Below are 14,809 nucleotides of genomic sequence, written 5' to 3' on the forward strand. Positions count from 1 at the left end.
ATGCGCGTCGTGGTCGACCAGGATCTGTGCGGAACCAGCGGGCAGTGCGTGCTGACGCTGCCGGGCACCTTTCGCCAGCGCGAATCGGACGGCGTGGCCGAAGTGTGCGTGGCGACGGTCCCGCAGGCGCTGCACGCCGCCGTGAGGCTCGCGGCGAGCCAGTGCCCAGTCGCCGCCATTCGGGTCATCGAAAGCGACGCTGGCGATGACGAGCGCGGCAGCGCCGACCCTCCGCCTTCTCCACCGGAGGCCGAGCGGCATGCCGCAAGAGACCAACGCCATCCAGGAGGACACCATGGGACGGTTTGAAGGCAAGGTGGCCGTGGTGACCGGTGCCGGCGCCGGCATCGGCAAGGCATGCGCCCTCGCTATCGCGCGCGAGGGAGGCAGGGTGGTGGTCGCCGACATTGATGGCTCGGCGGCTATCGCCTGCACCGCGCAAATTGCATCCGAAGCGGACCACGCGCTGGCCTTGGCCACAGACATCGCCGATGCGCAGGCGGTGGCTGCGCTATTCGAAACGGCGGAGCGGCACTTCGGTGGGGTCGACCTGCTGGTGAACAACGCGAGCGCCATGCACCTGACTCCGCGCGACCGCGCGATCCTCGACCTGGACCTGGCGGTCTGGGATCAGACAATGGCGACCAATCTGCGCGGCACGTTGCTCTGCTGCCGGCAGGCCATCCCACGGATGATCGCCCGCAGTGGTGGCGCGATCGTCAACATGTCGTCGTGCCAGGGGCTCAGCGGTGACACCGCGCAGACGTCCTACGCCGCGTCGAAGGCGGCGATGAACATGCTGTCCGCCTCGCTCGCCACCCAGTACGGTCATGCGCAGATCCGCTGCAACGCGGTTGCGCCGGGTCTCATCATGACCGATCGTCTCCTTGCCAAGCTGGACGAGTGCATGCAAGGGCATCTGCGCCGGCACCAGCTTCTGCCGCGCGTCGGCCGCCCCGAAGACGTGGCCGCGCTGGTGGCGTTCCTGCTCTCCGACGATGCTGCGTTCATTACTGGCCAAGTCGTGTGCATCGACGGCGGCATGCTGGCGCATGTGCCGACGTACGCCGATGGTGGCAACAGCCGCGCCGCGCGGCCTTCCGGCAAGACCGCCGAAGCGGACGCGTCGCGGCGCTGCTGATGGACATGCTGCTCAACCCGCTGAACCGTCGGCATCGCCTGCGGCACGACATCCCGGTCGTGCCGGGTGCTTTCCCCTTGGTCGGGCATCTTCCCGCCGTCGTCTGCGACCTGCCGCGCCTGCTGCGGCGCGCGGAACGGACGCTGGGCAGCCAATTCTGGCTGGATTTCGGCCCTGCCGGACACTTGATGACTAGTCTGGACCCGGATGCTCTCGCACTGCTCCGGCACAAGGACGTGTCATCGGCGCTGATCGAAGACATCGCGCCCGAATTGTTTGGCGGAACGTTGGTCGCCCAGGACGGCATCGCGCACCGGCAGGCGCGCGATGCGATCCAGGCGGCGCTCCTGCCCAAGGGGCTGACCCAGGCCGGCATCGGCGAGCTGTTCGCGCCCGTCATCCGGGCGCGCGTGCAGAGGTGGCGCGACCGCGGCGACGTAACCATCCTGCGTGAAACCGGCGATCTGATGCTCAAGCTCATCTTCAGTCTCATGGGAATCCCCGCGCAGGACCTGCCGGGATGGCATCGCAAGTACCGGCAACTGTTGCACTTGATCGTCGCGCCCCCGGTCGACCTGCCCGGGCTGCCCTTGCGGCGCGGTCGCGCCGCCCGCGATTGGATCGATGCGCGGTTGCGCGAGTTCGTCCGCGCCGCGCGCGAACATGTCTCGCGCACCGGGTTAATCAACGACATGGTGAGCGACTTCGATCGCAGCGACGATGCGCTTACCGATGACGTCCTGGTCGCCAATATCCGCTTGCTGCTGCTTGGTGGGCACGACACCACCGCCTCGACAATGGCCTGGATGGTGATCGAGCTGGCGCGGCAGCCTGGGCTGTGGGACGCCCTGGTCGAGGAGGCGCAACGCGTGGGCGCGGTGCCGACCCGGCACGCGGACCTGGCGCAGTGTCCGGTCGCCGAGGCGCTGTTCCGCGAAACGCTGCGCGTGCATCCGCCGACGCCCCTCCTAGTGCGTCGCGCAGTGCGTGAATTGCGACTCGGCCAACGGCGCATTCCCGCGGGCACCGATCTGTGCATCCCGCTGCTGCATTTCTCGACCTCGGCGCTGCTGCATGACGCACCTGATCAGTTTCGGCTGGCGCGGTGGCTGCAACGCACCGAGCCGATCCGTCCGGTGGACATGCTGCAATTCGGTACCGGCCCACACGTCTGCATGGGCTACCACCTGGCATGGCTGGAACTGGTGCAGTTCTGCATCGCCTTGGCGCTGACCATGCACGAGGCGGGGGTGCGGCCGCGGTTGCTGAGCAGCGTCGAAAAAGGCCGGCGCTATTACCCGACCGCACATCCGTCCATGACTATCCGCATCGGATTCTCATGAGCTGGCACCGCATGCCCCTGTGGCGAGGCAGCGGTGCCGGCGACGCGCGGCATTGCTGCACTCGCCGCGCGCGCACGGTGCGACGCGGACGACACCTCGGCGGCTCGCCTGTCAGGAACAAGGACATGAACAACATGCAGACCGGTTCCACGCCACAGGACGACAGGACTGGTGATTCCGCGCTCGGCGGATTGGGCGGACAGGCGCGCGGCGCATCCGGCGGGCTGCTGCCCGAGATCTGGATGCAGGAAGGCGCAAAGCGGGTCGAACAGGTGCTTGCGCGCCTTCTCTGCGCCGAACGTGACGGTGAGACCGAGCTGATGACGGCGATGCGCTACGCCACCTTGCATGGCGGGAAGCGCACCCGTGCCTTGCTCTGCCTGGCGGCCGGCGCACTGTCCGACACGCCGGCGCACATGCTCGACGACGTCGGCGCCGCCATCGAGATGATGCACGCTTGTACCCTGGTCCACGACGATCTGCCCGCGATGGACGACGACGTGCTTCGTCGCGGCCTACCGACCGTGCACGTCAAGTTCGGCGAAGCTACTGCGATCCTGGTCGGAGATGCGCTGCAGGCGCACGCCTTCCTGACCCTGGCGAGCCTGGATGCGCCGGGCGACTACCGTATCGCGCTCGTGCGCGAACTGGCGCAGGCGGTGTCCGCCGAGGGGGCCGCAGGCGGGCAGGCCATCGATCTGTCGCTGGTCGGAAAGCACGTGGAGCTGGACAGGATCGTGGCGATGTACCGGATGAAGAGCGGAGCGCTAGTGCGTGCGTCCGTTCGCATGGGCGCGCTATGCGCCATCGCGGAGGATGCCGCGCACGCTGCGCTGTACTGTGCGCTCGATCGCTACAGCGCCTGTTTCGGCCTGGCGTTGCAGGTGATCGACGACATTCTCGACGTGACAGCGGATACCGCGACGCTGGGCAAGACCCCCGGCAAGGACGCGGCGGCGCAGAAGCCGACCTGCGCGTCGATCATGGGACTGCAGGCAGCGCGCCAGTTCGCGCTGGATCTGTTGCGCGATGCCGGGGAGGCCATCGCGCCGCTGGGGCCGCGTGCAGAACGGTTGGCGCAAATCCTGCAGCGGGCCAACGCGTATCTGTTCAAGCACGCGCCATGCGCATGAGCGTGCCCGTCCGCTTGGAGACGCTCCTGTGCCGCTGCGATCGGCCGGCGGCAGCGGTGCATGCTGCACTATGTGCGAAGTCTCCGGCGCCGATCGCAGCGGTTGCCCGGCACGGCCGCGGCGCACGCGGGCGCGCTGCCCGCAAGCCTATGCGGCGGGCCGGCGCCAGCATTGGGGTGGTCGCCGCGCCGGAGCAGGGCGGCCGTCCGGCACTGCCTAAGCGACGCCCTGCGGCGACATGCGCGCGACGTTTGCCCATCCGTCTGAAGGAGCATCCCGCGTGAACGCGCTGTCCGAACAGATCCTCTCCGAATTGCGTCGCCTGCTGAGCGAGATGAGCGATGGCGGCAGCGTCGGTCCGTCCGTCTACGACACGGCGCGAGCTCTGCGGTTCCATGGCAACGTCACCGGTCGGCAGGATGCATACGCGTGGCTCATGGCGCAGCAACAGGCCGATGGCGGATGGGGAAGCGCGGACTTCCCGCTGTTCCGCCATGCGCCTACGTGGGCGGCATTGCTGGCATTGCAGCGGGCCTATCCTCTTCCCGGCGCTGCCGACGCAGTCCAGGCCGCAACCCGGTTCCTCCAGCGCCAGCCCGATCCCTACGCGCATGCGGTCCCGGAAGACGCGCCGATCGCCGCGGAGCTGATCCTGCCGCAGTGTTGCGGCGAGGCCGTATCCTTGCTGGGCGGCATGGCGTTTCCGCGCCACCCGGCGCTGTTGCCGTTGCGGCAAACGCGCCTGGTCAAGCTAGCGGCGGTGACGACGTTGCCGAGCGGCCATCCGTTGCTGCACTCCTGGGAAGCCTGGGGGACGTCGCCGACCACCGCACTCCCGGATGAGGACGGCAGCATCGGCATCAGTCCGGCGGCCACCGCCGCGTGGCGCGCGCACGCCGTGACACAGAGGAGCACGCCGCAGGTCGGGCGCGCCGACGCGTATTTGCAGACGGCATCGCGGGCGACGCGCAGCGGCATCGAAGGGGTCGTTCCCAACGTCTGGCCGATCAATGTGTTCGAGCCATGCTGGTCGCTGTACACCCTGCATCTGGCCGGGCTGTTCGCGCATCCCGCGCTCGCCGAGGCGGTGCGCGTGATCGTCGCGCAGCTTGACGCGCGTCTGAGCGGGCGCGGTCTGGGCCCGGCCTTGCACTTCGCGGCCGATGCGGACGACACCGCGGTTGCGTTGTGCGTCCTGCGACTTGCTGGCCGTGACCCGGCGGTCGATGCGTTGCGCCATTTCGAAATCGGCGAGCTGTTCGCCACCTTCCCCGGCGAGCGCAATGCCTCGGTGTCGACCAACATCCATGCCCTGCATGCCTTGCGGCTGTTGGGAAAGCCCGCCGCCGGCACCAGCGCCTACGTCGAGGCCAATCGCAACCTGCAAGGTCTATGGGACAACGAAAAATGGCACGTTTCGTGGCTGTATCCCACTGCGCATGCGCTCGCTGCGCTGGCGCAAGGCGAGCCGCAGTGGCGCGACGAGCGCACGCTTGCGGCGCTGCTACAGGCGCAGCGTGACGACGGCGGCTGGGGCGCCGGTCGCGCGTCCACATTCGAGGAAACCGCCTATGCGCTGTTCGCGTTGCGCGTGATGGACGGGAGCGAAGAGCCGACAGGGCGCTGGCGCATCGCGCACGCGGTCGCACGTGCGCTGGACTGGATGCTCGCCCGCCATGCGGCGCATGCATTGCCGCAAACGCCGCTGTGGATCGGCAAGGAACTGTATTGCCCCACCCGGGTCGTGCGTGTGGCCGAACTCGCCGGGTTGTGGCTGGCGCTTCGTTGGGAGCGGCGGGTCCTGGCCGAGGGAGCAGGAGCGGAGCCATGATCCAGCCCGAAGGCGCGCTGCAGCAGGTGCTGGAGTGGGGGCGTTCCCTGACCGGGTTCGCCGACGAGCATGCCATGGAAGCCGTCAGGGGCGGCCAGTACATCCTGCAGCGCATCCACCCGAGCCTGCGCGAAATCAGCGCCCGAACCGGCCGCGATCCGCAGGACGAAACGCTGATCGTGGCGTTCTATCGCGAATTGGCGCTGCTGTTCTGGCTCGACGATTGCAACGACCTTGGCCTGATCGCGCCGGAACAACTCGCCGCGGTGGAGCAGGCGCTGGGACAGGGCGAGCCGTGCGCGCTCCCCGGATTCGAGGGCTGCGCTGTGCTGCGCGCTTCGCTGGCTGCGCTTGCCTACGATCGTCGCGACTATGCTCAGCTTCTCGACGATACCCGGCGCTACTGCGCGGCGCTGCGCGCCGGACAGGCGCAGACGGCAGACGCGGAACGTTGGTCCTACGCCGAGTACCTGCACAACGGCATCGATTCGATCGCCTACACGAACGTGTTCTGTTGCCTGTCGTTGCTGTGGGGGCTGGACATGGCGACCTTGCGCGCGCGTCCGGCGTTTCGCCAGGTCCTGCGGCTCATCTCCGCGATAGGGCGCCTGCAGAACGATCTGCATGGACGGGACAAGGACAGGTTGGCCGGCGAGGCCGGCAACGCGGCGATCCTGCTGCTGCAGCGCTATCCGGCTATGCCTGTCGTGGAGTTCCTTAACGACGAGCTGGCCGGCCATACGCGCATGTTGTATCGGCTGATGGCGGAAGAACGCTTTCCCGCGCCGTGGGGAGCGTTGATCGAGGCCATGGCGGCCATCCACGCCCAGTACTACCAGACCTCGACCAGCCGCTACCGCAGCGACGCCGCGGGGGGAGGCTAGCGTGCGCCGGCTTGAACGCGCGGGAGGCGATGGCGTGCACGCACTGCCGTCGGTCCGATCCGGCGCAACGCCGTCGCCCGATGCGACCGACGGAGCGAACATGAGCGACACGGCGCCCTGAGCCGGCTTAAGGACGGCCATCTGGACCTCGTGCTGGGTCGGCAAACGGCGCCGGCCAAGGTTGCAAGAACTGCGAGCGATTGATCGAACACGATGCGGTGATCGCGCTGTTCAACAAAGCGGTGGAGATCGCCAATGACCGGGGCTGGTTGTCGGGCGAACATTTCAGTGTGGATGGCACGTTGATCTAGGCCTGAGCCGGGCAGAAGAGTTTCAAGAAGGACGGCGATGACGAGGGCGGCAGCGACTTCCGCGGACAATCGCCAGCAACCACACGCACGTGTCCACGAGCGATCCGGGTGCGCGGCTGTATCGCGAAGGCAGCACGGCGCTCCGCTACATCGGACACGCGCTCCGCTCACTTCTGAGCAATTCGATGGCGGCACAATGGCGCGAGCCGCAAGCGGTCGCTAAGTTTTTACAAATTTGGAATCTAGGTATGTTGGGGATGGAGGAAATGCCTCACGTGCCTCTCGATGCGCCGCAGTCCCTAAGCGACAACTACGTTCGGATTGACTGAGCACAGTTGCGGAAACATGGCGTTCTGACGGGCCCTGACGTCGACGATCACGCAGTCTGCGTCTACCAGCGCGCAATATAAAACCCGGCTAACGACACCCACTTTGGAATAGTCGGCGAGAATAACGCGCTTCCGCGCATGATCAAACATCGCTCTCGCTGTCTCTATTTCGTCGGGATGTAGCTCATCGCACCCGCGGTCGCATCGAGACCGAACGGAGAGACCATCGCTAAATCTTCTCGGTAGCGAGTGCTATCTCATTGACGGTAATCGCCCCGAGCGTTGCGGGCGGATCGTCCGTCCCCACCCAGGATCACACCTCTGTTTCCGCGCTGCGTGCAATCACCCGCGGAAGTTGAGCACTTGGCGGCATTCAGAGAATTGGTGACGACAATGAGCCCTTCCATCTGAGCTGAGCGTTGGGCCAGGGTGGTTGTCGTGCTTCCCGCGTCGAGAAGGATCGTCTGACCGGCCTCGACCATTGCTGCCGCTGCCCTGGCAATCGCTCTTTTCTCGCGGCTACGTACGGCAGTGCGCAATTGGCAGGGAGCCTCCTTGTCCTTGGCAAACGGAACGACTCCGCCGCGGACCCGGCGGGGTTCTCCGCTTTCTTTCATTTCCATGAGATCGCGGCGTATCGTTTCGAGAGACACTCCAAAATCTTCCGTCAGCCGATCAACGCTTAGCGTGCCGAACGTTGCCAACATCGATCGAATGTGACGCCGTCGTTCCTCTTGCCACATAGATGCTCCCCAGTATCTTAGCAGTTTCTATCGTCGGCTTCGGGCCATAGCGCGATACGACAATAGGCTCGATGCGTCCAACCGACATGATGCTGGCGCCCATCCGTCCACGTAACTGACCGACTCAGCCGCGCTTCTATCGTTTCTAGAGCAACGGCAGAACTTCGGCGTGAAGTTCTGCCGTGCTTGCAGCGATGACCCGCTTGCCGGAGGTAATCGTGAGCGGCTTGCCCTCCCAGTCGGTGACAATGCCGCCGGCTTCTTCGATCACCGGCACCAGCGCCATGAAATCGTAAGGCTCCATCCGCGTCTCGATGACGAGGTCGATGTGTCCCGATGCAAGCAACCCATAATTATAGCAATCGCCGCCGAAGCGACACATCCGGGCAGTTTGGCTGATGCCCAGGATTTGATCGCGTTCTGATTCTGCAAAATAGAGGGGCGACGTGGTGTAGAAGTTCGCGTCGGCGAGGCGCCGGCAGTCGCGAACTTGGCATTTTGTGCGAATGCCGCTCGAGTTGACAAACCAGCTACCCAGGCCGGTTGCGCCCGTCCAGCGTTCCCGCAATGCGGGCATCTCGACGACGCCAATCTGTGAACGCCCTTGGATAGCGAGCGCGACCAGCGTTCCCCAAAGCGGAGACCCGGAAATGAAGCTGCGCGTGCCATCTATGGGATCGACCACCCACGTAGGCGAATCGAGATCACCTTGGATCCCGTATTCTTCACCGAAAATCGAATGCTCTGGAAATCGAGCGGAAATCGCCTTTCTGATGGCTTTCTCGACACGCCGATCTGCCTCCGTAACGGGGCTCTCGTCATCCTTCGTGTTGATGTCTATCGGCCGTCGAAACAATTCGGTGGCGTGAGCACCTGCGCTTCCGGCGAGCTCGAACGCGAAATCGACCAAATCAGACATCGAGTCTGCACCATCCATGCTGGCAACCTCCTGAGCATTACCGATCCAGCTTAAGGCACAAAAACACATATTGCCATATCGCTTTTGATACCGTGGCTTCGGTTGCCACGCAGAAACCCAAAAACAAAAAAAGCCATCTCGATTATTGCTCGCATCTCTAACCGGACGGCCACTCGGGCCTACCATGCGGTAATTGATATTGGCTTCGACAGAGAATTGCCTTTGGCTTCGTCGGGCAATTATGAGTCGCTGGGAAAAACTTGCCGACACTTCCGGGAGGCGCGCAAAACCCACATTGGTCCGCGATATTCGGCACCTCATCTCTTCGCGCATGCATGTTCGCCTTACCGAATGGAGCAGCAAGGCTCGGGGCTAGACGCATTGCCAGCGCGCTATAAGCGTCGCTCGGTGTTTAGCGGCGCGTTCAATCCGAAGAAAATCGACCGCTCAGCATCAAACGACGCATTTTGCATCAACAAAAGAATACCGCTTTCCCGGACTGGCTGAAAAAGAGATTGCCTTGGACTCGCTCGTCTCTGCTTTCTCTGAGACTATTGATCGTTCGCCGATGCTGCCTGCGAGGGGAATGCGGATGACTTGCAATGGCCCATTTGATCGATCTCGAAGTCGCGCCGCGCCGCTGACATCGTGTCGAACGGTGTGTTGTTAACGCAGCGAGCGTGTGCCGGCGCGTATCACGGATACTGATCGGCCACCCTTCCCCTAGTTCAAATCTGCCGGCAGCTCGCATGAGCCGCGCTGTAACCCGCTGGATGGGCGCCCGCGCGAACGCTTTGTGCTGCCTTCCTCACCCCTTCACGTCCAACGTTTGAGGTAATTCAAATGACGACCAGTCATGATCAGGTCAAATTCGCTTACTGGGTTCCAAATGTTTCCGGTGGCCTCGTGATCAGCAAGATCGAGCAGCGAACCGGATGGGACATCGACTATAACCGCCGTCTTGCGCAGATCGCGGAACAGGCAGGGTTCGACTATGCACTGAGTCAGATCCGTTTCACCGCCGGATACGGCGCCGAGTTCCAGCATGAGCCGGTCGCCTTCAGCCACGCCTTGCTCGCCGCGACCACAAAGCTGAAAGTGATCGCGGCGCTGCTGCCCGGCCCCTGGAATCCGGCGGTCGCGGCCAAGCAGATCGCGACCATCAGTCAGCTGACCGAGGGGCGCGTCGCCGTCAACATCGTCAGCGGCTGGTTCCGCGGCGAGTTCGCCGCGATCGGCGAGCCCTGGCTCGACCACGACGAGCGCTACCGCCGCTCCGAAGAATTCATCCGCGCGCTGCGCGGAATCTGGACCCAGGACAATTTCACGTTCCGCGGCGATTTCTACCGCTTCTCGGACTACACGCTGAAGCCGAAGCCGGCGCATCCATTGCCCGAGATCTTCCAAGGCGGCAGTTCGCGCGCCGCACGCGACATGGCCTCGCGGGTGTCGGACTGGTACTTTACCAACGGCAATTCGGTGGCGGAAATCAAGAAGCAGGTCGACGACATCAGGGCGAAGGCGCACGCCAACAATCACTCGGTCAAGATCGGCGTCAACGCTTTTGCCATCGCGCGTGACAGCGAGGCCGAGGCGCGCGCCGTGCTCGACGAGATCATCGTCAAGGCCGATCCGGAGGCGGTCAACGCGTTCGGGCATGAGGTGAAGAACGCTGGCAAGGCCTCGCCTGAAGGTCAGGGCAATTGGGCGCAATCCAGCTTCGAGGATCTCGTCCAGTACAATGACGGCTTCAAGACCAATCTGATCGGCACGCCGGAACAGATCGCCCAGCGCATCGTCGCGCTGAAGGAGGTTGGCGTCGATCTCGTGCTGCTCGGCTTCCTGCACTTCCAGGAGGAGGTCGAATATTTCGGCCGCCGCGTCATTCCGCTGGTCCGTGCGCTGGAGGCGAAGGCCACTGCGCACGCCCAAGCAGCCGAGTGATGGGGGTCGCGCGACGTGACGGCGATGGGGACAAATGTCGGCGTCCTTGCGCTGGAGGCGGCTCCAGCGGAAGGCAAGGCGCGGCAAACGGTGACCGTCAATGCTCACGATCGGCTGGCGGCGCCGGCCGCGGATCGTGTGGCGCGGCCGGTGCTGGCGCTGAGCGACATCGCGTTGACCTTCGGTGGCGTCGCCGCATTGCGCGACGTCGATCTTGCGGTGGAGCCGGGTGAAATCCGTGCCGTGATCGGGCCCAATGGCGCCGGCAAGAGCTCGCTGCTCAACGTCATCAGCGGGCTCTACCGGCCCGACCGCGGTCAGGTCTGGTTCGGCGAGCGCGGCTTCGCCCAGGTGTCGACCGCTGAGCTTGCGGCGCACGGCGTCGCGCGCACCTTCCAGAACCTCGCGATCTTCAAGGGTCTGTCGGTGTTCGACAATGTACTGATGGGGCTCGCGCATCGTGTCCGCGCCGGCTTCCTGCGCCAGATCATCGGCTCGCCGCTGGCGCGCCGGATCGAGGCGGAGAATCGCGCCGCCGCCGAGGACGTCATCGGCTTCCTGCATCTCGGCGACGTCCGTGAGCGCGCCGCCGGAACCTTGCCCTATGGCTTGCAGAAGCGGGTCGAGCTGGCGCGTGCGCTGGTGGCGCGACCGACGCTGCTGCTGCTGGACGAGCCGTTCGCCGGCGTCACGTTGAGCGAGAAACTCGAGTTGTCCGAGCACGTTCGCAATGCGCGCGACAGCTATGGCGCCACCATCGTGCTGATCGAGCACGACATCGGCGTCGTGATGGGGCTCTCTGATCGGATCGCGGTGCTCGACAACGGTCGCAAGATCGCCGACGGCTCGCCCGGCGAGGTGAGGGCCGACCAGGCCGTGATCGACGCCTATCTCGGCGTCGCGCATCAGGACGTCACGGAGCTCGCGGTCTGATGTTCGATTATCAGTTCCTGATCGAGGTTTTGGTCGGCGGCCTGCTGTCGGGGGTGATGTATTCGCTGGTCGCGATCGGCTTCGTGCTGATCTACAAGACCTCGGGCGTCCTCAACTTCGCGCAAGGCGCGATGCTGCTGTTCGCGGCGTTGACCTTCGTCAGCCTGATCGAGCGCGGCGTCCCGTTTCCCCTCGCGTTCCTGATCACGCTCGCCACCATGGTCGTGCTCGGCGTCAGCGTCGAGCGCGCGGTGCTGCGGCCGCTGGTCAACCAGCCGCCGATCACGCTGTTCATGGCGACGCTCGGGCTGTCCTATGTGATCGAAGGCGTAGCGCAGCTGTTGTGGGGCACCCAGGTTCACGGCCTCGACCTCGGGATCAGCGACGTGCCGCTCGACATCGCAGGCGTCTTCATCAGCCGGTTCGACCTGTTCGCCGCGGCGGTCGCGGGCAGCCTGGTGGCGCTGTTCGCGCTGTTCTTCCGCTACACCCGCACCGGGCTGTCGTTCCGCGCGGTCGCCGATGATCCGTTCGCGGCGCTGGCCGTCGGCCTGCGGCTGCCGCGGGTCTGGGCCAGCGTGTGGACCGCCTCCGGCATCGTCGCGCTGGTCGCCGGGCTGCTGTGGGGCGCGCGGCTCGGCGTGCAGTTCTCGCTGTCGCTGGTGGTGCTGAAGGCGCTGCCGGTGCTGGTGCTCGGCGGCTTCGATTCGATCGCCGGCGCGATCATCGGCGGACTTCTGATCGGCGCCATCGAGAAGCTCGCCGAAGTTTATGTCGGGCCGCTGTTCGGCGGCGGCATCGAGGCCTGGGCCGCCTATGTCGTGGCGCTGGTGCTGCTCTTGGTGCGGCCGTCGGGGCTGTTCGGGCAGAAGCTGGTCGAGAGGGTCTAGGCGATGAGCAACGCATCATCAGCAGGACGGCTCCCGCCCGGCATTGGGACCATCGCAATCATCGCCGCAGCGGTCATCGTCTTTGGCGTCATTCCGTTCGCCGGCTCGGATTACCTGTTGGATGCCGTGCTGACGCCGTTCCTGGCGCTGGCGCTCGCCGCCGTCGGGCTCAACGTGCTCACCGGCTATGCCGGGCAGGTCTCGCTGGGCTCCGCCGCGTTCCTCGCGGTCGGCGCCTATGCGACCTACAACCTTCACCTTCGGCTGCCGCAGCTGCCGCTGCTTGTTGATCTGGTGCTCGCTGGCCTGATCGCAGCCGCGATCGGTATCGTGTTCGGGCTGCCGAGCCTGCGGCTGCGCGGCTTCTACCTTGCGGTCTCGACGCTCGCCGCGCAGTTCTTCGTGCAATGGGCGCTCACCAAGTTCGGCTGGTTCTCCAACGACAATCCGTCCGGCGTGATCGACGCCCCGGTGCTCAGCGTGGCCGGCTTCGCCTTCACCAGCCCGGCGGGGCGCTACCTGTTCTCGCTGAGCGTCGTCGTCGTCGCGACGTTCCTGACGCTGCGGCTGTTGCGCTCGCAGAGCGGCCGTAACTTCATCGCGGTGCGCGACCATGAGATCGCGGCCAAGGTGATCGGGGTGCCGCTGTTACGCACCAAGCTGCTCGCTTTCGGCGTCTCCTCGTTCCTGATCGGTATCGCCGGCGTGCTGTGGGCCTTCGCCTATCTGCGCACCGTCGAGCCGGCCGGCTTCAATCTCGACCGCTCGTTCCAGATCCTGTTCATCATCATCATCGGCGGGCTGGCCTCGCTGCGCGGCGCGTTTCTCGGCGCCGCCTTCATCGTGGTGTTTCCGCTAATCCTGTCGCGCGCCGGCGCGGCCTTGCTTGGCGGCGTGTTCGATTCGGGCGTGCTGGAGATGAGCCAGCGCATCGTCGTCGGCGCGCTCATCATCGCCTTCCTGATTGCCGAACCGCGCGGCCTGATCGCGCTGTGGGACCGGCTTTGGCGCGCCGTCACGCGGCCGGCCGCCATCAGCAACACATGACATTTCGCACCACTGGAGAGTTCAAGATGATTAAATCGAGATATCTGAAATTTGTCTTCGCCGCGGCGGTCGCCTCGGTGCTGGCGGGGGTACCTGCCGCGCGGGCCGACGAGCAGTTTTTTCCCCTCCAAAGCTACCGGGTCGGCCCCTATGCGGCCGGCGGCACCGGCTTCTTCGGCGGGTTCATCGACTATCTTAACCTGATCAACATCCGCGACGGCGGCGTCAACGGCGTCAAGCTGACCTGGGACGAGGGCGAGACCCAGTACGAAGTCGAGCGTGGCGTCGAGGTCTATGAGCGGCTGAAGGGGCGGCCCGGGGTTGCCGCGTGGAATCCGCTGTCGGTCGGCATCGCCTATGCCATGATCGACCGCATCACCAAGGACAAGGTGCCGCTCATCACCATCAATCACGGCCGCACCGATTCGACCGACGGTCGCGTGTTTCCCTACGTCTTCCCGTTGCTGCTCAATCCCTACAGCGAGACCTCGGGCATCGTGAACTACATCGCGAGTCGCGAGGGCGGGGTGGACAAGCTGAAGGGCAAGAAGCTAGTCGTGCTCTACCACGGCTCGCCTTACGGCAAGGAGACCATCCCGATCTACAAGTTGCTGGCCGACAAGTATCAGTTCAGCCTGGAGCAGATCGAGGTCCCGCACCCCGGCAACGAGCAGCAATCGCAATGGCTGTCGATCCGCCGGGCGAAGCCCGATTACGTGGTACTGCGCGGCTGGGGCGTGATGAACCCGGTGGCGTTGAAGACCGCGCAGAAGGTCGGGTTCCCCGCCGACCACATCATCGGCAACGTCTGGTCCAATTCCGAGGAAGACGTGATTCCGGCCGGCGACGCCGCCAAGGGTTATATCGCGATCACGACGCAGGCATCCGGCGAGCAATATCCGGTGCTGCAGGAGGTGATCAAGACGGTCTACGGCGCCGGCAAGGGCAATCTCGACGACAAGAAGCGGATCGGCAGCGTCTACCACAATCTGGGAATCGTAAACGGCATCCTCAATGTCGAGGCGATCAGGATCGCGCAGAAGAAGTTCGGCCAGCGCACCCTGACCGGTGACGAAGTGCGCTGGGGCTTCGAGCACCTTCAGCTCGATCCGGCGCGGGTCGAAGCGCTCGGCGCCAAGGATTTGTTCCACTCGATCAACGTCACCTGGGACAATCACGAAGGCGACGGCCGCGTCACCTTCCAGCAGTGGGACGGCGGCAAATGGAAGGTGGTCTCCGGCTGGATCGCACCGGACTGGGCCTTCCTGCGTCCGATCATCGAGAAGTCGGCCGCCGCTTATGCCAAGGAGCACGGCATCAAGGTGCGGACCGCCGGCGACGAGGCGGTCAGCAACTGACGC

General features: G+C 65.0%; 13 protein-coding genes and 2 pseudogenes. 12 read left to right on the top strand and 3 right to left on the bottom strand.

Features of this window, described 5'->3' with window-relative positions; genetic code table 11:
* The 7 genes and pseudogenes from ACVIGB_RS39855 to ACVIGB_RS39885 all read left to right on the top strand — a co-directional run.
* On the top strand, positions 1-309 hold the full coding sequence (locus tag ACVIGB_RS39855) for a ferredoxin (protein WP_456718558.1): 309 nt from the start codon (positions 1-3) through the stop codon (positions 307-309).
* Positions 296-1,141, top strand: a complete 846-nt coding sequence (locus ACVIGB_RS39860; protein WP_456724967.1) for an SDR family oxidoreductase — start codon at positions 296-298, stop codon at positions 1,139-1,141. Before ACVIGB_RS39855 ends, ACVIGB_RS39860 begins: the two co-directional genes overlap by 14 nt.
* Entirely contained in the window at positions 1,141-2,484 is a 1,344-nt protein-coding gene (locus ACVIGB_RS39865) for a cytochrome P450 (RefSeq protein ID WP_456718557.1), read from the top strand. Before ACVIGB_RS39860 ends, ACVIGB_RS39865 begins: the two co-directional genes overlap by 1 nt.
* Before the next feature lie 134 nt (positions 2,485-2,618).
* Positions 2,619-3,617: a polyprenyl synthetase family protein gene (locus ACVIGB_RS39870; protein ID WP_456724966.1), complete on the top strand. Its 999-nt coding sequence runs from the start codon at positions 2,619-2,621 to the stop codon at positions 3,615-3,617.
* 280 nt (positions 3,618-3,897) lie between these two features.
* Entirely contained in the window at positions 3,898-5,448 is a 1,551-nt protein-coding gene (locus ACVIGB_RS39875; protein ID WP_456718556.1) for a hypothetical protein, read from the top strand.
* Complete coding sequence (locus ACVIGB_RS39880; RefSeq protein WP_456718555.1) at positions 5,445-6,332, top strand: terpene synthase family protein; 888 nt, start codon at positions 5,445-5,447, stop codon at positions 6,330-6,332. Before ACVIGB_RS39875 ends, ACVIGB_RS39880 begins: the two co-directional genes overlap by 4 nt.
* Before the next feature lie 185 nt (positions 6,333-6,517).
* Positions 6,518-6,807, top strand: a pseudogene (locus tag ACVIGB_RS39885) (IS5/IS1182 family transposase); the annotation flags it as partial.
* Positions 6,808-6,942: 135 nt separating this feature from the next.
* Here ACVIGB_RS39885 and ACVIGB_RS39890 read toward each other — a convergent pair.
* The 3 genes and pseudogenes from ACVIGB_RS39890 to hisN form a co-directional block, all read right to left on the bottom strand.
* Positions 6,943-7,158 (bottom strand): annotated as a pseudogene (locus ACVIGB_RS39890) (hypothetical protein); the annotation flags it as partial.
* A gap of 71 nt (positions 7,159-7,229) precedes the next feature.
* Complete coding sequence (locus tag ACVIGB_RS39895) at positions 7,230-7,715, bottom strand: DeoR family transcriptional regulator (RefSeq protein WP_456718554.1); 486 nt, start codon at positions 7,713-7,715, stop codon at positions 7,230-7,232.
* 145 nt (positions 7,716-7,860) lie between these two features.
* A complete protein-coding gene (hisN, locus tag ACVIGB_RS39900; RefSeq protein ID WP_456718553.1) occupies positions 7,861-8,652 on the bottom strand; it encodes a histidinol-phosphatase in 792 nt (263 codons plus the stop codon).
* Positions 8,653-9,477: 825 nt separating this feature from the next.
* On the opposite strand from hisN, the gene sfnG reads away from it, so the two are divergent.
* From sfnG to ACVIGB_RS39925, 5 genes are read left to right on the top strand one after another with little or no spacing between them, the layout of a single operon-like run.
* Entirely contained in the window at positions 9,478-10,578 is a 1,101-nt protein-coding gene (sfnG, locus tag ACVIGB_RS39905; protein WP_456718552.1) for a dimethylsulfone monooxygenase SfnG, read from the top strand.
* 24 nt (positions 10,579-10,602) lie between these two features.
* Positions 10,603-11,511: an ABC transporter ATP-binding protein gene (locus ACVIGB_RS39910; RefSeq protein WP_456718551.1), complete on the top strand. Its 909-nt coding sequence runs from the start codon at positions 10,603-10,605 to the stop codon at positions 11,509-11,511.
* The gene (locus ACVIGB_RS39915) at positions 11,511-12,401 is read left to right on the top strand and encodes a branched-chain amino acid ABC transporter permease (RefSeq protein WP_456718550.1); all 891 of its coding nucleotides are present in this window, start codon (positions 11,511-11,513) and stop codon (positions 12,399-12,401) included. The genes ACVIGB_RS39910 and ACVIGB_RS39915 overlap by 1 nt, the downstream gene beginning before the upstream one ends.
* A 3-nt stretch (positions 12,402-12,404) precedes the next feature.
* Positions 12,405-13,448: a branched-chain amino acid ABC transporter permease gene (locus tag ACVIGB_RS39920; RefSeq protein ID WP_456718549.1), complete on the top strand. Its 1,044-nt coding sequence runs from the start codon at positions 12,405-12,407 to the stop codon at positions 13,446-13,448.
* Between the two features lie 26 nt (positions 13,449-13,474).
* Complete coding sequence (locus tag ACVIGB_RS39925) at positions 13,475-14,806, top strand: ABC transporter substrate-binding protein (RefSeq protein ID WP_456718548.1); 1,332 nt, start codon at positions 13,475-13,477, stop codon at positions 14,804-14,806.
* Positions 14,807-14,809: the final 3 nt, after the last annotated feature.

Source organism: Bradyrhizobium sp. USDA 4341 (genome assembly GCF_054063755.1).